Origin of the sequence: Limnobacter sp., from assembly GCF_046297615.1 — a bacterium.
In the GTDB taxonomy this organism is placed as follows: Bacteria; Pseudomonadota; Gammaproteobacteria; order Burkholderiales; family Burkholderiaceae_B; genus Limnobacter.
In genome coordinates this window covers 268,276-288,510 of record NZ_JBKBHM010000001.1, presented here as the reverse complement: position 1 = coordinate 288,510, position 20,235 = coordinate 268,276, and the positions used below count along the sequence as shown (strand labels likewise).

Sequence of the window (20,235 nt, the reverse complement as noted above, 5' to 3'; positions counted from 1 at the left end):
GCTGCCCCTGTTGGTCTTTTTTTTAGAAATTGGGATCAATTGTTCGGGAAACGCCACTCAAGTGCACAGTGTTGATTGGTTTACCAAACAGCCATGCAATCCAGCCCAGTGAATCCCGCGAATAGACAGGCTCCAGCGCCCTCAGCGTTCAATGAGCCCACCCCCACCAGCTTTGACAGCCTCCCTTTTGTGACAGGCAGAGACGCGATTCGTCGATGCGGATTGTTGCCTGAGCATGTTGCTGCCATGGAGGCCATCGCTGCGGACACCAACGTCATCCTGATGTTTCGCCCCGTCAACCCGCTGTCCACAGGCCTACTGGAGGCCGGGGCAGTGGCCAAGGGCATGCACATCAAGGCCAAGACCTCCGATTGGGGCCCAATGGCCGGCTACATCCCCAGCGACCCGCGTCTGTCCAAGAAGTGGAAAACATACCTGTCAGAAGGGTCAGCGGCGCCTTTGTCGGACCAAGTGACTGGTGACGCAGCGACTTCCTTCTTTGTCAGGTCCTTGGAGCTTGATCCGGGGAGATTGGAATACCTGAGCTCTGACGAGGTGAAGCTCATTCAATTGCCGGCCGATTGGCGCACCAAAGACCCTGCGGAGGGCCTGGCCATCACCATCTTGGCTCGTGATGGCGACAGCAATCCGGGTAACCACTTCGAGTTTCAGCTCATCGCCAAAGACAACGGCAGTTACATGGTGAACTACCGAACAAAGGGGCCTGCAGGGCAACCCCCGGAGCCCTGGGCGCCGGTCAAGGTGTTGCATGCCTACGTCGGGTCAGGGGAAATGGATTCAAGTACGGTTGATCGGCCCTATCACCTCAGCCCGATCACCGCCGATTACGACGCATTTGCCTACGCACCACATTTGAGCTGTGAGCTGGTGCACAAGAGTGCCGAGCCATGGTCAGAGAGCGTGCGCACTGGCTCAAAGCGTGCGGGCACTCCGAGAAGGCCGGCGCGGTTTGCCCACGAACCCGTTCCGATCAACCCCAATATTTTGTACGCTAACCCCGACCGGCCCCCGAGGGGTGCGGTCCGTTTTCGCAACGCGGTCAATTTCGTCCGCGCCTATCATCTGGGGCAAGGCGATCGCCTGGTCAGTCAGCCGAACATCGGGCGTGAGCCATCGTGGCATGCCGAGTTGCGCAAAAGGATCAATCAAGTGATTGGCGCCACCTCCAACAACAATGACTTGGTGCGCCATGCCACAGAGATGGACAACCTTTACGCACCGGAGCAGGACAATCACATCTTGATCATCACCAGCAATCACCGTTGTTACCTCACTGAAAACTGGGAGCAGGTACAGGCGGCAATCCAGATTGCCCGAGGTCAACGATACGTTGTTTACACCAACAGAAACTACAATCAGCCAGCCGGCACCCTGCCCATTTACAGCGATTTGACCCTAAAACAGCTGCGCAAAACTGGCACGACAATTTGGTTTGAGCCGAAAAAATCGCTGGACCTGTTACTCGAACAAGCCAGTCTGGAGGCCGGTCCAGGTAACCTTGGGGCCAGCACTGCTCCTGTCGAACCCCCAAAACATGGAGAGTCATGATGTTTACAACAAACCAAAGTGTTGGCCCACTGTCGAACATTGACTTGAATGCCATGGCCCCAGCGGCTGAGCAGATGAGCAGCAAGCCGCCCCAACCCGGCTACAGCCCAATGAGCCCCGAAACCGAGGAGAGCTGGAAGGCCTTCAATTTGATGAAGCACCAGTGGGAGCATTACCTGAACCCTCCCAAAACGGGCAGCTTGAAGTCACCTGAGCACCATCTTCGAGAGGCCGCCGATCTCGGTCATATGGGGGCCAGCAGAGAGTTAAGCGACATTCTTCTCAGGCGAGGCGATCATAGCCAGAGCGTGTGCTATGCGTTACTGGCCCTGGCTGGGGCAGAAGCGGTGTCCACCGCAGAAAAACTGACCCTGTCGCAAAGCCAGCACCAGGCTGAACGACGCCAAACTCACTATGCCCGACAAATGAGCAGCCTTGCGCAAAGCCGGCAACCGGATGGTTATGTGCTCGACATTGACAAGGCCCAGAACTTGATGACCACCCTGCGCAGCGCACTGCCCGCCCTGCAAGGGGCAAACCCTTCGCTTTGCTGGAACCGTCATTTGAGTAGAGACCTCAAAAGCATCACCCGCAGCTTGATTGCAGCAAACGAAGCAAAACTTGCTGCCGAATTCTGTCAGGAGGTGTTGGCCGCAGTACCGCTGCACTATCCAGACTGGTTTCCAGGCAACCCGGGCTAAACTGCACCCCGTCTCGGGCCAATGGCCTGAGGCGGTGTTCTTTTGGCGCCTTTTGATGTGATTACCCTGTAAAATAAAGGGTTTTCCCAATTTGCCAAAAGGCCCCGCGATGAACACGCGCCCCGCTGATTCGGCTGCCGTCTCTGCTGTATCCCAGTCCAACGGCCCTGCCACCGAAGCCCTCCTCCGAGACCTGCTGTCCAAGCGCATCCTGATTCTGGATGGTGCCACCGGCACCATGATCCAGCGCTACAAACTCAACGAGGCGCAGTACCGGGGCGAACGCTTCGCCGACTTCCATCGCGACGTGAAGGGTAACAATGAACTGCTGGTGCTGACACAGCCGCAGATCATGACGGAAATTCATGAGCAGTACCTGGCCGCGGGTGCCGACATCCTCGAAACCAACACCTTTGGCGCCACCACCGTGGCCCAGGCCGACTACGAGATGGAACACCTCGTGGACGAGATGAACCGCGAGGCTGCGCGCCTGTGCAAAGCCGCCTGCCTGAAGTACTCCACGCCCGACAAACCCCGTTTTGCCGCAGGTGCCTTGGGCCCCACGCCCAAAACAGCGTCCATCAGCCCCGATGTGAACGACCCGGGTGCCCGCAACATCACGTTTGATGAACTGGTGGCCACCTACTACCAGCAGACCCAAGGCTTGGTGGAAGGCGGCGTGGACCTGCTGCTGGTCGAAACCATTTTCGACACCTTGAATGCCAAGGCAGCCCTGTTTGCCATCGACCAGTATTTCGAGGATTCCGGCCACCGCCTGCCCATCATGATCTCCGGCACCGTCACCGACGCGTCAGGCCGTATCCTGTCGGGCCAAACCGTGGAAGCCTTCTGGAATTCCGTGCGCCATGCCAAGCCCATCACCATTGGCCTGAACTGTGCGCTGGGCGCCACCCTGATGCGCCCCTACGTGGCCGAGCTGTCCAAAATCTGCGACGCCGCCCTGTGCATCTACCCCAACGCCGGTTTGCCTAACCCCATGAGCGACACCGGCTTTGACGAAACGCCGGACATCACCTCCAGCCTCGTCAAGGAATTCGCACAAGCCGGTTTCCTGAACATTGCCGGTGGTTGTTGTGGCACCACGCCCGACCACATTGCGGCCATTGCCAAAGCCCTGGAAGACCAAAAGCCCCGCGCCATTCCCGTGGTCGAGCCCAAGTGCCGCCTGTCCGGCCTTGAGCCCTTGAACATCGACGACAGTAGCCTGTTCATCAACGTGGGCGAGCGCACCAACGTCACCGGGTCCAAGGCTTTTGCCCGGATGATTCTCAACGAGCAGTACGACGAAGCCCTGAGCGTGGCCCGTCAGCAGGTTGAAAACGGCGCGCAGATTGTGGACGTCAACATGGACGAAGCCATGTTGGATTCCAAAGCCGCCATGGTTCGCTTCCTCAACCTGATGGCCTCCGAGCCCGACATTTCCCGTGTGCCGGTGATGATCGACTCCTCCAAATGGGACGTCATTGAAGCAGGCTTGAAGTGCGTGCAGGGCAAAGCCGTGGTCAACTCCATTTCCATGAAGGAAGGGGTGGACGAGTTCAAGCGACAGGCCAAACTGTGCAAACGTTACGGGGCCGCCGTCATCGTCATGGCCTTTGATGAAAAGGGCCAGGCCGACACCTATGCGCGCAAAATCGAAATCTGCGAACGCGCCTACAACATTCTGGTCAATGAGGTGGGCTTTCCAGCGGAAGACATTATCTTCGACCCCAACATCTTCGCCATTGCCACCGGCATCGAAGAACACGACAACTACGGCAACGACTTCATCGACGCCACCGGATGGATCAAGAAAAACCTGCCCCACGCGAAAATTTCGGGCGGTGTCTCCAACGTGTCTTTCAGTTTCCGGGGCAACGAGCCCGCGCGTGAAGCCATTCACACCGTGTTCCTTTACCATGCCATCAAAAATGGCATGACCATGGGCATTGTCAACGCCGGCATGATCGGGGTGTACGACGACCTAGAGCCCGAATTGAAAAAGCGCGTTGAAGACATCGTGCTCAACCGCAAACCCGAGCTGCCTGCGAACGACCCCGACTTTGGCAAGTCCGCCACCGAACGCATGATCGAGTTTGCCGCCACCCTGAAAGCCGGGGGCAAAAAGGCCGAAGAAAACCTCGAATGGCGCAACCAGCCCGTTGAAAAGCGGCTGGCCCACGCCCTGGTGCATGGCATCACCAACTTCATCACTGAAGACACCGAAGAATGCCGCGCCGCCATTGCCGCCAAGGGTGGCCGCCCGCTGCACGTGATCGAAGGCCCGCTGATGGACGGCATGAACATCGTCGGTGACCTGTTTGGTGCTGGCAAAATGTTCCTGCCCCAAGTGGTGAAAAGCGCGCGCGTGATGAAACAGGCGGTGGCCCACCTCATCCCTTTCATCGAGGAAGAGAAAAAGCAGTTGGTCGCTGCCGGGGGCGACGCCAAAGCCAAAGGCAAAATCCTGATTGCCACCGTCAAAGGCGACGTGCACGACATCGGCAAAAACATCGTCACCGTGGTGCTTCAGTGCAACAACTTTGAAGTGGAAAACATGGGCGTGATGGTGCCTGCCGAGCAGATCCTGGCCAAGGCCAAAGAAATCGGTGCCGACATCATCGGTTTGTCCGGGCTGATCACCCCCTCGCTGGAAGAAATGGCCTACGTGGCCAGTGAAATGCAGCGCGACCCCTACTTCCGCGACCGTGGCATTCCATTGCTCATCGGCGGGGCCACCACCAGCCGTGTGCACACAGCCGTCAAAATTGCACCCCACTACGATGGGCCCACCGTGTATGTGAGCGACGCCAGCCGCTCGGTCGGCGTGGCGTCCAGCCTGCTGTCTGAAGAGGCCGCCGACCAGTTCAAGGCCGACCTGAAAACCGAATACGACCGCGTTCGCGATCAACACGCCAACAAAAAAGCCCAGCCCCTGCTGAGTTTGGAAGCCGCCCGGGCCAACAAGCCCGTATTCGATTGGGCCAGCTACACCCCGCCCAAGCCCAAGTTCCTGGGCAAGCGGCATTTCAAGAATTACGACCTCAGCGACATTGCCCAGTACATCGACTGGGGCCCCTTCTTCCAGACCTGGGACTTGCATGGCGGTTACCCCCGCATTCTGCAAGACGAAGTGGTGGGTGAAGCCGCCCGCAAGGTGTTTGCAGACGGGCAGGCCATGCTGAAAAAGTGCATTGAAGGCCGCTGGTTACAGGCCAATGCGGCCGTGGCCTTTTTCCCGGCCAACACCGTGGGCGACGACCACATTGAAGTTTACGAGGACGACACCCGCAGCAACGTGCTGTTCACCTACAGCCCCTTGCGTCAGCAGGGTGAAAAGCGCGAGGGTGTGGCCAACAAATCGCTGGCTGACTTCATTGCCCCCAAAGGCTTGGGTGAGGACTACATCGGCCTGTTCGCGGTCACAGCCGGCATCGGGGTGGACAAGAAAGAACAGGAATTCCTCAAGGCCCATGATGATTACAGCTCCATCATGTTCAAAGCCATTGCAGACCGCATGGCCGAAGCCTTTGCCGAATGCCTGCACCAGCGGGTGCGCACCGACCTGTGGGGCTACGTGCCCGCCGAGGCCCTGAGCAATGAAGACCTCATTGCCGAGAAGTACCAAGGCATCCGGCCGGCACCGGGTTACCCCGCCTGCCCGGAACACACCATCAAACGCGCCATGTTTGAGGCTTTGCAGGCTGGCGACATCGGCATGACACTGACCGAAAGCCTGGCCATGAGCCCCGCAGCCAGCGTCAGCGGCTTTTACTTTGCCAACCCAGCCAGCGACTACTTCAACGTCGGGCCCATCGGGCAGGACCAGCTCGAAGCCTTGCGCCAGTTCTCTGGCCGGGATGAAGAAGACTTGCGCCGGGCCTTGGTGACCGTGTTGGGGTTCTGAGCACAGGCCGATTCCACCACCATGAATAAATGGAACTTCATGGGCCCCTGATTCAACTTAAACGTGCAGGCGAGGGTTTATACGCCTGCTAACGTTCAAGAATCGGGGGCACGCGTGGATACAAAACTGATTGGCTTCATTCAACTGTTGCCCCCAGCGGTGGTGTTTGTTCTGCTGGTGGTCGCCTGTTACCTGTTTTACAGCCGATACGTAGTGCCGTCCAAGGCCTTGGCCAACAACCTGCGGCGCATGGGCGGGGCAATCCGAACCATGACCGATGGTGAGGAATCGGTTCGCAAAGCGGGTGTGGCCCGGGTGTTCATGAATACCCCGCTTGAAAACATTTGGAAAGACTTCGCCAAAACCCTGCACACCCAAACGAGTGTGGTCAACGGGCAGGTGCACCACATCCGCGCCCGCATGACTGTCCCCGCAGCCCATGTGTTCTCGGTCTCTGCGGTCATCGACCGCCCCCTGGGGGTCGATTACTTCAAACATTTGCCCGGCATACTCACCGGTATCGGCATCATCGGCACCTTTTCCGGCCTGCTGTTTGGCCTGTCCAACTTCAACTCAGCCGACATGGCCGCCATGCAAGCCAGCGTGGCCTTGTTGTTGGCTGGGGTTCGTGACGCGTTTTACGCCTCGGCGGCTGCCATCACCGCCGCCATGGTCATCACCCACTTCGAAAAATCCCTGTATCGAAGCTGTTTGGCAAAGTACATTTGGCCGGTCACGCGCGGCCCATTGATTCTTGAGACTTGATGAGGTCTTGAATCAAGCTGATTTGACTGTCTAAATATTCTTTGTCCACCGTGTCCAACGTGGCTTGCAGCTGCTGGTACTCATAGATGAACTGACCAGTTGAGGTGAAGGTGGGTGCAAACAGCTGGGCCCCCGTGTTGATGCGGATGGTGTCCGATCAAATTCTCTTTGGTGTGTTGCTCAGTGCCCCGGTTCTTTTGGCGGTGCTGGTGGTGGAAGTGGCCTTTGAAATTGTGTCGGCGTTTACACAGCAATTGCAGGTGTACAACCTTGAGTATGGTTTGCGCAGTGTGATGGGAATCGGCATGGCCCTATTGCTGCTTCACGTGGCGCAGGACGAGATCATCTCGCAGTTTTCAGCCTACAGCCGAGCGTTGACCCGTTTGTTGGAGAATGCGCTGTGAGTGGAGAAAAAAAGCACGCTGCAACAGACAAGAAAAAAGACGATGCGAAGGAGAAGGGGCAGGTTGCGGTCAGTAAGGATGTGCAAGTCCTGGCCAAATTGGCCTTGTTTTATGTCAGTGCGTTTGCCTTGGCTGGTGGCTTGATGGATGAATTCGAGGGTTTGGTCACCGAGGTGGTGGCCACTGGTTTTCAGACGCCCTGGGTATTCAACCGGGACCTATTTTGGTCGGCTTTGGAAGTGTTTGCCTGGTTCACCTTGCCGTTTTTGGGCGTGTGTGCTTTAGCCGCTATGGGGGCTAGCTGGATGCAAAACGGTTTGGTGGTGGCCCCTGAAGCCGCTAAGCCGTCGATGAAGAAATTCAACCCCGTGGACAACGTGAAAAACCTGCTGTCCAAGAAGAGCTTTATTCAGTTGGTGATCTCGGTGTTCAAAATCGTGGGTTTGGTGTGGGTGATGGTGTGGCTGGTTCGTGATGAACTGGGACAGATTCTGTTGAGCTACCGAGCGGGCATGGATGGGGTATTTGCCTTGTTGGGGCATTTATTGAAAAAAACCATCATTGTTTGCCTGTTGTTGTTTCTGGTGTTCGCGATTGTCGATTGGGCAGCGGAGCGCAGCCATCATTTGAAGAACCTGAGGATGAGTGATCAGGATCTAAAAGATGAACACAAGGAAACACAAGGAAACCCGGAAGTCAAAAGGCGCTTGTCGTCAGAACGGCGCAATCTGCTGAATTCGTCATTGAACAGAATGTCGGGTGCCAAGGCGGTGGTGGCTAATCCCACTCACATCGCCGTGGCCTTGGACTATCAGCCAGGCGTGCATGACCTGCCGTTCATTCTGGCGATGGGCGAGGATGATGATGCCCTGGCCATGCGTATGGAGGCCAAGCGCCGCAATATTCCGGTGATTGTGAATGTGAAGCTGGCCCGCATGCTGTACGCCGATTGTGAGGAAGAGGAATACATTCAGGCGCAGCACATTGAGATGGCGGCAGCGGTGTTTCGCGCAATCATTGAAGCCGCCGCAACGCAGGACGAGAGCCAACAGGGCTGAGCCACGCTTGACAAGCGGTCATTCGAACCCCAGAATCAAACAAACGTTTGATTTTTATATTCGGAGACACCGTGAAACTCACCCAAGAGCACAAGGAGCTGCAGCGAACCATCGAGCGCTTCGTTGAGAACGAGATCAACCCCCACGTGGCCCAATGGGAGAAGGAGCAGATGTTCCCGGCCCATAAGGTGTTCAAGAAGATGGGGGACCTCGGGCTGTTGGGGCTGACCAAGCCCGAGGAGTTTGGCGGCGCAGGCTTGGATTACAGCTATTCGGTGGTGGCGGCACAGGCGCTGGGCAAGATTCACTGTGGTGGTATTCCCATGGCCATTGGGGTTCAAACCGACATGGCCACCCCTGCTTTGGCCAAGTTTGGTTCCGATGAGCTGCGCAAAGAGTTCCTTGCCCCGGCTGTGGCTGGCGACATGGTGGCTTGTGTGGGCGTGTCCGAACCCGGTGCGGGGTCGGATGTGGCGGGTGTGAAAACCACCGCCCGCAAAGACGGTGGCGATTACATCATCAATGGCAGCAAGATGTGGATCACCAATAGCTTGCAGGCCGACTGGATGTGTCTGTTGGCCAACACCAGCGAGGGCAAGCCCCATCAGAACAAGAGCCTGATCATCGTGCCGATGAACACGCCGGGTATCACGGTGGAGAAGAAAATCCACAAGATCGGGATGTGGAGTTCAGACACCGGGCTGATTCACTTTGACAATGTGCGTGTGCCCCAACGCAACCTGATCGGAATGGAGGGGGCTGGTTTTATGTACCAGATGATCCAGTTCCAGGAGGAGCGCCTGTGGGGTGCGGCCAACAGCATCGAAGGCATGGTGCATGTGTTGAACGAGACCATCAACTACACGCGTCAGCGCAACCTGTTTGGCAGCACCGTGCTGGACCAGCAGGTGGTGCATTTCACGCTGGCCGAATTGAAAACCGAGATTGAAGCCCTGCGCGCACTGGTGTGGCAGGCCACGGAAACCTATGTGGACGGCGGGGATGTGACCGAGCTGGCCAGCATGTGCAAGCTCAAGAGTGGGCGACTTGTGCGCGAAGTGGCCGACAAGTGCCTGCAGTTCTGGGGCGGCATGGGCTTTACCTGGGAGAACCCCGCGTCGCAGTTGTATCGCGATGGGCGACTGATTTCAATTGGCGGTGGCGCGGACGAAGTGATGCTGGGCATCATCTGCAAGTTCATGGGTATTCTGCCCGGCAAGAAAAAGGCAGCCCAGTAAGCCCATGACCACTGCTGCCCCTGTGCGTGCCATTCGCACGCTGCTGATTGCCAACCGCAATGAAATTGCACGCCGCATCATTCGCGCGGCGCGTGCCTTGGGTATTCGCACGGTGGCGGTGTACTCCGAGGCCGATGCGCAAGCCCTGCACGTGCACGAGGCCGATGAGGCCTACTGCATCGGCCCTGCCCCGTCGCTGGACAGTTACCTGCGCATCGACACGCTGATTGCCACAGCGCAGCGCGCCGGTGCAGACGCCATTCACCCGGGTTACGGCTTTGTGTCGGAAAACCCGGCGTTTGCGCAGGCCTGTCTGGATGCCGGCATCACCTTGGTGGGCCCCACACCGCAGGCCATTGCCGACATGGCAGACAAAGCCCAGGCCAAGCGCATTGCCGAACAGGCAGGTCTGCCTTGCATTCCGGGCTTCAGCAAGGCCGACGCCACGGTGTCGGAACTGATGGAGGCTGCGCAGCGCATTGGCTACCCAGTGATGATTAAAGCGCTGGCCGGCGGCGGTGGCCGCGGAATGCGTTTGGTGATGAATCCAGAGGAGTTTGCGTCGCAACTGAACTCGGCACAGATCGAGGCACGCAATGCATTCAACGATGAGCGGGTGATGCTGGAAAAAGCCATCATCAACCCTCGGCACATTGAGGTGCAGGTGTTGGCGGATCAACACGGCCATGCCATTCACCTGGGCGAGCGGGATTGTTCCGTGCAACGCCGCCACCAGAAAATTGTGGAAGAAGCGCCCAGCCCAGCCGTGGATGCGGCCTTGCGTGAGCGCTTAGGCGCATCGGCCTTGAAGCTGGTACAGGCCACGGGCTATGTGGGTGCGGGCACGGTGGAGTATTTGCTGGATACCCAGGGCCAGTTTTATTTCATTGAAATGAACACGCGCCTTCAGGTGGAGCATGGTGTGACCGAGGCCATCACTGGCCTGGACATTGTGCAATGGCAGTTGCGAATTGCAGGCGGTGAGCCGTTGACGGTGCAGCAAAGCGATGTGCGTTTTGACGGCCATTCCATTCAAGCGCGCCTGTGCGCGGAAGACCCCGCCCGCGATTTCATGCCCCAGACCGGGCCGGTGCTGGCCTGGTCGGAGGACCCGCAGGCCCGAACGGACCATGCGGTGGCTGTGGGTGGCGAGGTGAGCCCTTGGTATGACAGCCTGTTGGCCAAAGTGATTGTGCATGCGCCCACCCGGCAAGCGGCCTGTCAGCGTTTGGCCGATGCCTTGGGCCGCACCGTGTTGGTCGGGTTTGAGCACAATGGCCTGTACCTGCAACGAATTTGCCAGCACCCCGATTTTCAGGCGGGCAGGGCCACCACTGCGTTTTTGGGCGACCATGCCACTGAATTATTGAGCCCCCGGGACACGCAAGCCGCGACCGCTCTGGCCGCCGTGTGCCTGGCCCATTTGCCCCATGGGGGGCAGACCACTTGGCCCACGGGGCTGAATGGGTATTCAAGTACACGGGCATTGAGCCGCCCCTTGCGTTTGGTGGTGGCTGGGCAGCGTGTGGATGCGGTGGTCGGCGCGTGGACCGATGACGGGCGTTGCGATGTCAGTGTGGCCGGTGTGGATGTTTTGGCTGTCAGCCAGTTGCATGCCCAGGAAACCGGGGGCGGATGGCAGGTTCAAGCCTTGGTGAATGCGCGGCCTGTTAAAGCCCGTGTGTGCCACACCGCCGATGGCGTGTGGATTCATGAGAGCGGCTGCCCTCAAGCCACTTGGGTGGCCAACAACAGTTTGCTGTTGAGTCCGCCGCCGGCCGAAGGGGTGTTTCAGGCCCTGGTGAAAAGCCCGATGAATGGTAAGGTAACGCAGATTCTGGCTGCACCTGGGGACCATGTGGAGGCCGGCCAGGTGTTGCTGTGCATGGAGGCCATGAAAATGGAGCACCGCATTTCAGCCAAATCGGCAGCACTGGTGGAGCAGATTCATGTGTCTGTCGGTGAACAACTGGGAATGGGGCAACCCTTGGTGCGCTTGAGCCCCGTTTAACCCCGTAGTTTGCTAAAATATCACTCTAAAGAGGGGTGCGTCTGCATCCCTCTCAAATCCCTAAAATTCTTATAAAGTCCGCGTCGGGCGTGGATGCGGTGCCCTTGTCCCTTCCGGGAATGTAATCAATGGTTGCATTGTGGGTAATTTTCGAATCTGAGCGGAATATTTGTCGGTAAAACCTCCACAAGCGGCGGTTTTTGCCGATCACTCACACACATTGTCGGAGAATGTAAAGTGTCTAATATCACTGGAATTATTAAAAGTGTCATGGGCGAAGTCATGGTGACTCGTCCGGATGGTGAACAAGTGGCCTTGAAAGAAGGCGACATGATTGTCCCCGGGGACACCGTGGTCACTGGCGCTGATGGCGCCGCCTACATTGAGTTTCCCGCTGCCGATGGCAAAAACGCCACCGAAGGCATTCTGAATGCGAATTCCAAAGCCACCTTGGCGGCCACTGAAGCGGGCGCCGAACTGAACGTGGCCGAAGGCGAGTTCGAAGTGACGTCTGACGAAAAGGGCAACCCTGTGGTGGCCGTGGCGGGTGGCGGTGCCATCTCCGGTTTGTTTGGTGCGGGCGCAGGCTTGCTGGCCGGTGGTTTGACAGGCCCCTTGGCTGCTGCGGCTGGCGCTGCCTTTCTGGTCAGCAACAACAACGACGATGACAGCAGTGGTGGTTCAACTGGCGGCTCCTCCGGTGGGTCCGTTGGCGTACCCGGCCCTGTTGAAACTGTGGCCAACGCCACTGGCCCGCTGGATTCTGGCGTGACCGCGGTGTACACCGATGTGCTCAACCCTGTGGCGACCCCCGTTGAAAGCACTGTGGAAGCATTGGCCCCTGTAACAGACAGCCTTGAGCCTGTGACCGCCGAACTGGCCCCCGTGACAGACGCACTGGCCCCTGCGCTGGACCCCGTCAATGGCGTGGTCAAAGACACCCTGGCTGGTTTGAGCCCCGTTACAACCGTGCTTGACCAGAACCTCAGCCCCGTGACTTCCGCGCTGGACAAGGCCCTGTCACCGCTGACTGATGTGCTGGCTGGCGATGAAAATGGTTTGGTGACCGCCGCGGCCGACACCCTCCCGGTGAATCTGCGTGTGTTGTCCGAGCAATTGGCTGGTGGGCTGGACATGATTGCCCCCTCCTTGGCTGACGGCCTGCATTCTCTGGTTGAAGCGCTGGAGCCCGGTTTGAGTTCCCTGCACGACGGCTTGGCCAGCTTGGCCGACGGCGCCGCGCCTCTGTTTGATGGCCTGGGTTCGCTGACTGACGCACTGCCCATGGTGTCGGAGCCACTGGCTGGTGGCCTTGAGCAATTGTTCACCGCACTGGAGCCTGTGTTGGTGCCTCTGGTTGACGCCCTGAATGGTGGTTTGCCCACCCCCGGTGCTGGTGGCGGCCTGCCCAGCTTCCCTGAAACTGGCACACCGCTGGACCAGATTACAGCCCTGCTGGACCCAGCGATTCTGACCGATGCACTGAGCGGTGGTTTGCCCACCCCCGGCGCAGGTGGCGGCCTGCCCAGCTTCCCTGAAACTGGCACACCGCTGGACCAAGTTACAGCCCTGCTGGACCCCGCGATTCTGACCGATGCACTGGGCGGTGGGTTGCCCACCCCCGGTGCTGGCGGTGGCCTGCCCAGCTTCCCTGAAACTGGCACACCGCTGGACCAGATTACAGCCCTGCTGGACCCGGCCATTCTGACCGACGCTCTGGGTGGTGGTTTGCCGATCTCTTCCACCGGCACTCCGCTGGACCAACTCACCGGCATGTTGCCCACCAGCCTGCCCGTGTAAGCACCTGTTGTAGGGCCTGGATGGCCCTGCGATCAACTTTCGGTCTGGCTCCGACCCAGGCCGGAAACAACAAAGGCACCCACAAGGTGCCTTTGTTCCTTTTCAGCCACTGCAATTAACCGCTTTACATGCGCGCAACACCAAACTGCATGGTTTGCACTGTGCGTTCCTGTTGCAGGCTTGCGGCCAGGGCCAATGCCAGGACTTGCCGTGTATCCCGCGGGTCGATCACGCCGTCATCCAGCAACAGGCCGCTGGTGTAAAAGGCGCTGGTTTGCGATTCAAACGTGTCCACAATCTGCTTTTTCATGTTGTCCAGCATGAACTCAGGCACTTCCATGCCCTTGCGCGCCGCACTGGCCTGCATCACCGTGGCCATGGTGCCAGCGGCTTGTTCCGCACCCATCACCGCAGTTTTGCTGTTGGGCCACGCAAATACAAACCGGGGGCCAAAAGCACGCCCACACATGCCGTAATTGCCTGCACCAAAACTGGCGCCGCACAGCAAGGTGATTTGCGGCACGGTGGCGTTGCTGACAGCCTGAATCATTTTTGAGCCGTGTTTGATGATGCCGCCTTGTTCCGCGTCTTTGCCCACCATGTACCCCGTTGTATTTTGCAGGTACAGAATTGGCGTGCGGGTTTGGCAGCAACTTTGAATGAAGTGGGTGGCCTTGGTGGCCCCGGCAGTGTCGATGGGCCCCAGGTTTGAAATGATGCCCACCGGAAGCCCCATCAGCTTGGCTGTGCCGCACAGGGTGGCGGAGCCGTAACTGGCTTTGAATTCCAGAAAGTCGGAGTCGTCCACAATGCGGGCAATCACCTCCCGCATGTCCACGGGGGTTTTGATGTCTGCGGGCATGATGCCCAGCAGGTCTTCAGCCGGGAATCGGGGTGCCGGGGCTGCCGGGTTCAGCGCCGGGATATTGGCGCGGTTGCTGCTGTTCCAGTCGATGTGCCGCATCACTTCGCGGGCGATGGCGATGGCATGGCGGTCATCTTCGGCAATGTGTTCACCCAGGCCAGACACCGAGCAGTGCATGTCGGCGCCACCCAGTTCTTCATCCGTGGCAATTTCGCCAGTGGCGGCTTTGAGCAGGGGTGGGCCAGCCAAAAATGCGCGGGCACGCTCGCGCACCATGATCACCACGTCGCTTAAGCCCGGAATGTAGGCCCCGCCCGCGGTGGATGAGCCGTGCAGCACATTGATCACAGGAAGGCCGGCAGCGCTCAGCTTGGCCAGCCTGTAGAAGTTGCCCCCGCCCATCACAAAATGCTCAACTTTGTATTTGAGCAGGTTGGCCCCGGCGGATTCCCCAAGATTGATGAACGGCAGGCGGTTTTCAAGGGCGATGTCCTGCGCGCGCTGCATTTTTTCAATGCCCATGGCTTGCAGGGCACCAGCCTCAATGCCAGAGTCGCTGGCCACCACCACACTCAGGGTGTTGGACACATAGCCCAAGCCCGCAATAATGCCGCCGCCCGGAATGCTTTTGTCGGCCTTTTGCCCGTCCTGCATGTAGCCCGCCAGTGTGCTGAGCTCCAGGAAAGGAGAACCCGCGTCGAGCAGCAAGGCCAAACGTTCGCGGGGCAGCAATTGCCCCCGCTTGGCAAATGAGGGTGCCGCCTTGGACGAGGCATCACGGGTGCGTTGCTCCAGGCTGCGAAGCGTGCCCAGCACCGAGGCCATGTGCTCGGCATTGCGCTGAAAATCGGGGGATTGCTTGGAAATGGCGGTGCTGAGGATAGGCATAGAAATTGATCAAACGTTTGATTGATTAATTGTCGGTGGCACTTGGGTAAAAGTCAAACCCCAATTGTCCGGGTTTGACTGGACCCGCATTCAGCCACCCTTGTTGCGCTGGGCGTCCCGCCGCTGAATCACTTCGGGTACGCCACCGAGGTGAAAGCTGTTGAAAGCCGGGTTGGCTTTGCCGGTGCCGACCTGCCAAATGCGCCGGGCGTTGGGCGCGGCCCCATCAACCCGGATGCAACTGCCGGAAATGAACGAGGCTGCCGGGCTGGCCAGAAAGGTGAGCACCGAAGAAACTTCCGCTTCCAGACCCAAGCGTTGCAGGGGAATGGTTTTGTCCAGCTCCATGATGGTCAGCTTCATGGGTTCAGGGTAGGTGTCCATTCCGCTTGATGCAATGAAACCCGGAGCCACTGCATTGACGCGCACCGGGGCCCACTCATTGGATGCAGTTTCCGAAAAGTTGAGCATGCCTGCCCGTGCAGCACCGGAATGCCCCATGCCGGACATGCCGTTCCACATGTCGGCGATGATGTTGCTGATGGACATGTCTTTTTGCCCCAAGTGCAGCATCATGTGCTGGTTGAACACCTCGCGTGCCATGAAAAAACCGCCAGTGAGGTTGTTGCGCACCACGGTTTCCCAGCCTTTGCCGCTGATCATGTTCAAAGGTGAGGGGAATTGACCGCCCGCATTGTTGATGAGGTGGTCGATCTTGCCGTGTTCGGCCAGAATGCCCGCCACCGTGGTTTTCACCTGTTCTTCTTCGCGAATGTCGCAGGTGTGCAGGCTGACTTTCACCGGGCAGGTTTGCGCAATTTCATCACGCACTTTTTCCAGCTTTTCAAGTTTGCGGCCCACCAAGGCCAAACTGGCCCCCAGGCTGGCCAATTCATGGGCTGTGCACCGCCCAATGCCAGACCCCCCACCGGTGACGACGACCACCTGGCCGTCGAACAAACCGGCGCGAAATACGGAATTGAAACGGTTCATGAAGCCTCCAAAAATCAAACGAACGTTTGATTGTTATTCTACCCTTGGCTATGATCACTGCAATCCACAACAATCGCAATTGAACCCAATTGAACACGGAAACACGCGCATGAGCAAAACAATACACATCGGCGGGGCTTGCGGCTTCTGGGGCGACAGCACCTTGGGCACTGAACAACTGTTGCAGGTGCCCGGCCTGAACTACATCACCTACGATTACCTGGCCGAGCTGACATTGGCGATTATGGCGGGCATGCGCATGAAGAACCCTGAGCACGGCTATGCCCTGGATTTCGTGGATGTGATGAAAAAAGCCCTGCCGGTGGCCAAAGCCAAAGGCATACGCATCATCGCCAACGCTGGTGGCTTGAACCCGGGGGCCTGCGCCTCGGCCCTGAAAGCGGCGATGGATGAGTTGGGGCTGGCGGTCAACATCGGTGTGGTCAGTGGTGATGATGTCACTGGCTTGGTGTCTGCCCTGCGCAAGGAAGGGCAAACCCTTCACGACCAGCACAGCGGCCAGGCCGCCCCGCCCTTTTTCCTCACAGCCAATGCGTACTTGGGGGCCTTTCCGATTGCCGCCGCCCTGGATGCCGGGGCCGATGTGGTGATTACCGGGCGTGTGGTGGACAGCGCCATGGTGCTGGGGGCCCTTGTGCATGAGTTCAAATGGACCCCTCAGGATTTGAACCCCTTGGCGCAAGGCAGCCTGGCTGGCCACATGGTGGAATGCGGTGCACAGGCCACGGGCGGGCTGTTCACCGATTGGCACGACGTGCCGGACTGGGCCAACATCGGCTACCCGGTGGTGAGCGTCGAGGCTGATGGCACATTTGAGCTTCACAAGCCTGAGGGCACCGGGGGCTTGGTCAACGTGGCGGTGGCCACTGAGCAGATGCTGTACGAGGTACACAACCCGGCCCGCTACGCCTTGCCTGATGTCGTCTGCGATTTCACCACCGTTCGCATGCGCCAGGTTGCAGAAAACCGGGTGCGGATTGAAGGGGCGACGGGCTTGCCCCCTTCGGACCAGCTCAAAGTGTGCGCCACCTACCCGGATGGTTTTCGTTGTATTGGTTTGCTGAGCATTGTGGGCTTTGATGCCCAAGCCAAAGCGCAGCGCACCGCCGAGGCCATTCTTGAACGCACCCGGGCCATGTTCAAGCGGCAGGGGCTGGCTGATTACACCCGCACCCAGATTGAAGTGTTGGGCAGCGAAGTGGACCTTGGGCCCCATGCCCAAGCCCGGTTGGGCCATGAGGCGGTGGTGCGGATTGCGATTGTTCATTCGGATAAAAAAGCCGCAGCGCTCTTTGCCCGCGAGGTGGCGCCAGCAGGCACCAGTTACGCGCCGGGCACCAGTGGGAACTTTGGCATGGGACGGCCCGGCGTGGTGCCTTTGGTGAAACTGTTCAGTGCGTTTGTGCCCAAGGCCCGCGTTGGCCCGAAAGTGATGCTGGAAGACACCACAATCGACTACGCGGAGCCAAGGCACCCCACTGGCCCGTGGGAACCCACGGCGGGCGCTGCAAACCCCAATGTATCTGCCGTTGAGGTGCCGCAGGGTTTGCGCGGCCAGCCCTTGCTGGCCATTGCCCATGGCCGCAGCGGGGACAAAGGCAACACCAGCAACGTGGGTTTGGTGGCGCGCCGGCCTGAGTGGCTTGCCTTGCTGCGCTACCAGGCGCGGCCTGAGCGTGTGGCGCAGTACTTGGGGCATTTGGCGCAAGGACCGGTCACGTTGTATGACTGCCCGCAGGTGAACGCCATCAACTTGGTGATTGAGCAGGCGCTGGATGGTGGGGGGATGGCGTCCATGCGCAATGACCCCCTGGGCAAGGGGATGGCGCAACTGTTACTTACCATGCCTATTGAATAAAACGGGGGAAATCTACACCCACGTAGGGGGGGTACCTGACGGTGCGCCCCTCTCAAGAGCTATGTTTTTCCTACCTCATGTCTCCGTTATCTACAAAGCAGGGCTCATCTCGGGTCGAGCCCCTTTCCAGGAGATCAACATGATGTTCAAGAAAATTGCTTTGGTTGCCGCTTTGTCTGTAATCGTTCTGCCCACCGCCTCGCGCGCGGACACCGTGACCCTGATGGGTTGGGGCAATGCATTTGCTCAAGCCCACGCCCAACAAAGCCAAGCAGCCATGACGGCCAAGGGTGAGGGGGTGATGGGTCTGCAACTGGGCCAGATCAAAGCCCCAGCCCCTGCCGCAACCCCTGAAGCGCCAGCCCCTGTTGCAGCAGCGCCTAAAACCGGTACGCCCGTGGCCGATGTGCCCAAAGGCGACACCCCCAAGGCTGAAGCCCCTGCCACTGAAGTGGCCAAAGCAGGGTTGTTGGCCACCAAGAATCTGCAAGCCAAAGCCGATGGCCTAGGCGGTGGTGCCCAGGCCAGCTTGACTGCCGGTCTGGAAGTGAGCAGTGGCTTGGTTCAAGGTGTGCTGGGCCAAGTGGACGCCACCTATGTCAAAGCGGGCACCGCGGTGGAGGGTGTGACTGCTGGTGCTTTCAACCTGTTGCAGGGTGTTGCCGACCGCACTTCGGGCGTTGAAATAACAACCGGCGTGGCTGGTGCGGGTAATCTGGCTGTCGGCAACCTGGCTGCCGTCAGCGGTGTGGCCAACCTTGCCGCAACCGCCAGCTTGGTCAACGGCGGCCAGTTGGGGGCCATCACCTCCATGACTTCCGGTCTGGTGCAGAACCTGATTGCTGCACGCCCCGCCAGCCTGCTGGGCATTCTGCGCTAATCAGCCTTGACTGTTTAGCCCAGGAAAAACTGGACAACCCGATCCGTCAGGTTGTCCAGGTTGTCGCCCTTGCGCGGCTTAAACCAAGACACCATGAAGTTCATCGCACCCAGCACCATCAAGCGTGCAAACTGGGTGTCTCCACCCAAATGCCCTTCGGCATTGAGCCGGTTGACGGCCTCCTGCCAAATCGCATCGTATTCGTCTTTCGTTGCAATCAACCTGCGTTGGTGAACGGCATCCAGACAACGCCAGTTGTACAGCATGACCGGAATGAAGTCGTTGCCCGGCTCAAGAATGATGCTCAGGTGAACCTTCACCAAGGCGCGAAACTGCGCATCGGCTGAAAGCCTTGAGTCCACCACCGCACGGGTTTTTTCCAGCCCCTGCCGCAGGCCCTCTTCAACCACGGCCACCAGAATGTCCTGCTTGCTGGCGAAATGGTAAAAGGGGCTGCCGCATTGCATGCCCACGGCGTTGGCAATGGCACGCATGCTGGCACCGTCATAGCCTTTGTCGCGGAACAGTTTGGCGGCAGCGCGGATGATCTCGCCGCGACGGCCATCGTCGTTCTTGCTGGTTGCTTTGCTGTCTTTGGAGGGTCTGGCCACTCGTCTTGTCCTTATTGCTGTAAATCCAGTGTCATCCACTGGTGGGGTATGCCCACCTCCTCATGAGGCGGTCCATAGGCCCGGAATCCGTGTTTGGCGTAAAACGCCAGGGCATGGGTTTGCGCGCTCAGGCGCACGGTGTTCAGCCCACGGGCATGGGCTGTTTGAACCAGCTCTGCAAGCAGGGCCGAGCCTATCCCTTGGGTTCGGTAGGGGGCCAACACAGCCATGCGGCCAATTTTACCGTCTGGCAACAGCCGGGCGGTGCCCACCACCTGTTCGTGAAGCCATGCCAAAGCATGGACAGACACGGCGTCGAACTCGTCCCATTCCTCACTTTCCGGAATGCCTTGTTCGACAACAAAAACAGAACGGCGAACAGGCCGGGCCCGTTCGCCGTGTGTATACCAGTCACTGCATGCGATGCGCAGCATGACCGGTGCGCCCATCAGCCCAATGCGGCCAGGTCGGCGTCAACCTTTTCGAGCATCTCAGCGGTGATCATGCCACCGGAGAAGTTGGCCACAACGGCCAAAGGAAAGCCACGGCCCATGGCAATCTGGGGGTGTGTGGAAATGCCGGGCATGTGCTTTTCCAGAATAGCCTTGCTCGCGTCATTGTCCAGCAGGTCGCCCAGTTTGGTTTGGGTGGAAAGTGCCATTGTCT

The 20,235-nt window shown here is 58.8% G+C and carries 16 protein-coding genes; 11 read left to right on the top strand and 5 right to left on the bottom strand.

All coding sequences use genetic code 11. The features are described 5' to 3' along the window. Positions 1–93: 93 nt before the first annotated feature. From ACK4FF_RS01360 to ACK4FF_RS01320, 9 genes are all read left to right on the top strand, one after another. Positions 94–1,569 (top strand): anthrax toxin-like adenylyl cyclase domain-containing protein, encoded by a 1,476-nt coding sequence (locus ACK4FF_RS01360; RefSeq protein ID WP_409703816.1) that lies wholly within the window; start codon positions 94–96, stop codon positions 1,567–1,569. Further along, the gene (locus ACK4FF_RS01355; protein ID WP_409703813.1) at positions 1,566–2,270 is read left to right on the top strand and encodes a hypothetical protein; all 705 of its coding nucleotides are present in this window, start codon (positions 1,566–1,568) and stop codon (positions 2,268–2,270) included. The genes ACK4FF_RS01360 and ACK4FF_RS01355 overlap by 4 nt, the downstream gene beginning before the upstream one ends. A 109-nt stretch (positions 2,271–2,379) precedes the next feature. After that, entirely contained in the window at positions 2,380–6,177 is a 3,798-nt protein-coding gene (gene metH / locus ACK4FF_RS01350) for a methionine synthase (protein WP_409703810.1), read from the top strand. A 114-nt stretch (positions 6,178–6,291) separates the two neighbouring features. Next, on the top strand, positions 6,292–6,942 hold the full coding sequence (locus ACK4FF_RS01345; RefSeq protein WP_409703807.1) for a hypothetical protein: 651 nt from the start codon (positions 6,292–6,294) through the stop codon (positions 6,940–6,942). Positions 6,943–7,052: 110 nt separating this feature from the next. Next, positions 7,053–7,346: a flagellar biosynthetic protein FliR gene (locus ACK4FF_RS01340; protein ID WP_409703804.1), complete on the top strand. Its 294-nt coding sequence runs from the start codon at positions 7,053–7,055 to the stop codon at positions 7,344–7,346. Then, the gene (locus tag ACK4FF_RS01335; RefSeq protein ID WP_409703802.1) at positions 7,343–8,404 is read left to right on the top strand and encodes an EscU/YscU/HrcU family type III secretion system export apparatus switch protein; all 1,062 of its coding nucleotides are present in this window, start codon (positions 7,343–7,345) and stop codon (positions 8,402–8,404) included. The genes ACK4FF_RS01340 and ACK4FF_RS01335 overlap by 4 nt, the downstream gene beginning before the upstream one ends. Positions 8,405–8,475: 71 nt before the next feature. Next, a complete protein-coding gene (locus ACK4FF_RS01330) occupies positions 8,476–9,642 on the top strand; it encodes an acyl-CoA dehydrogenase family protein (protein WP_409703799.1) in 1,167 nt (388 codons plus the stop codon). Positions 9,643–9,646: 4 nt separating this feature from the next. Beyond that, on the top strand, positions 9,647–11,653 hold the full coding sequence (locus ACK4FF_RS01325) for an acetyl/propionyl/methylcrotonyl-CoA carboxylase subunit alpha (protein WP_409703796.1): 2,007 nt from the start codon (positions 9,647–9,649) through the stop codon (positions 11,651–11,653). A 237-nt stretch (positions 11,654–11,890) separates the two neighbouring features. Next, positions 11,891–13,453 carry a hypothetical protein gene (locus tag ACK4FF_RS01320; RefSeq protein ID WP_409703793.1) on the top strand — a complete coding sequence of 521 codons (1,563 nt, stop codon included), beginning with the start codon at positions 11,891–11,893 and terminating at the stop codon, positions 13,451–13,453. A gap of 124 nt (positions 13,454–13,577) precedes the next feature. Here ACK4FF_RS01320 and ACK4FF_RS01315 read toward each other — a convergent pair whose 3' ends face one another. Together ACK4FF_RS01315 and ACK4FF_RS01310 are read right to left on the bottom strand one after the other, a co-directional pair. Beyond that, positions 13,578–15,206, bottom strand: a complete 1,629-nt coding sequence (locus tag ACK4FF_RS01315) for an acyl-CoA carboxylase subunit beta (RefSeq protein ID WP_409703790.1) — start codon at positions 15,204–15,206, stop codon at positions 13,578–13,580. Between the two features lie 90 nt (positions 15,207–15,296). After that, positions 15,297–16,199 (bottom strand): SDR family oxidoreductase, encoded by a 903-nt coding sequence (locus ACK4FF_RS01310; RefSeq protein ID WP_409703787.1) that lies wholly within the window; start codon positions 16,197–16,199, stop codon positions 15,297–15,299. Positions 16,200–16,308: 109 nt separating this feature from the next. On the opposite strand from ACK4FF_RS01310, the gene ACK4FF_RS01305 reads away from it, so the two are divergent. After that, entirely contained in the window at positions 16,309–18,078 is a 1,770-nt protein-coding gene (locus tag ACK4FF_RS01305) for an acyclic terpene utilization AtuA family protein (RefSeq protein ID WP_409703784.1), read from the top strand. Positions 18,079–18,217: 139 nt separating this feature from the next. Beyond that, complete coding sequence (locus ACK4FF_RS01300) at positions 18,218–18,958, top strand: hypothetical protein (protein WP_409703781.1); 741 nt, start codon at positions 18,218–18,220, stop codon at positions 18,956–18,958. Positions 18,959–18,972: 14 nt separating this feature from the next. On the opposite strand, the gene ACK4FF_RS01295 is transcribed toward ACK4FF_RS01300, so the two are convergent. From ACK4FF_RS01295 to ACK4FF_RS01285, 3 genes are read right to left on the bottom strand one after another with little or no spacing between them, the layout of a single operon-like run. Next, entirely contained in the window at positions 18,973–19,569 is a 597-nt protein-coding gene (locus ACK4FF_RS01295) for a TetR/AcrR family transcriptional regulator (RefSeq protein WP_409703778.1), read from the bottom strand. A gap of 11 nt (positions 19,570–19,580) precedes the next feature. Next, entirely contained in the window at positions 19,581–20,018 is a 438-nt protein-coding gene (locus ACK4FF_RS01290) for a GNAT family N-acetyltransferase (protein WP_409703775.1), read from the bottom strand. Then, the gene (locus tag ACK4FF_RS01285) at positions 20,018–20,230 is read right to left on the bottom strand and encodes a hypothetical protein (protein ID WP_409703772.1); all 213 of its coding nucleotides are present in this window, start codon (positions 20,228–20,230) and stop codon (positions 20,018–20,020) included. The genes ACK4FF_RS01290 and ACK4FF_RS01285 overlap by 1 nt, the downstream gene beginning before the upstream one ends. Between the last annotated feature and the right edge of the window lie 5 nt (positions 20,231–20,235).